A 245-nucleotide genomic window follows, 5' to 3' on the forward strand; every position below is an offset into this window, starting at 1 on the left:
CGACCATGGCGACGAGGGCGGCCAGCCCGCCGTACCAGATGACCGGCGTGCCGACGCCGAGCACGGCCTGGGAGCAGCCGCTGGGGTCGCCGCAGCCCGGCTTGGCCGTCTCGTAGAAGAACGCGACCGGGCGCAGCAGCAGCGGCCACTCCCACGGCTCGGACTGGTAGTTGTGCGGGGTGGTGAGCCCGGTGTGGAAGCCGAGGACCTGGAAGTGGTAGGCCAGCCAGGAGCGGATGGAGTCG

At 71.8% G+C, this 245-nt stretch carries 1 pseudogene; it reads right to left on the bottom strand.

The features are described from left to right. A pseudogene (locus ACWJ6R_RS38300) lies at positions 1–245 on the bottom strand (phospholipid carrier-dependent glycosyltransferase); the annotation flags it as partial.

This window comes from Planomonospora algeriensis, from assembly GCF_977012225.1.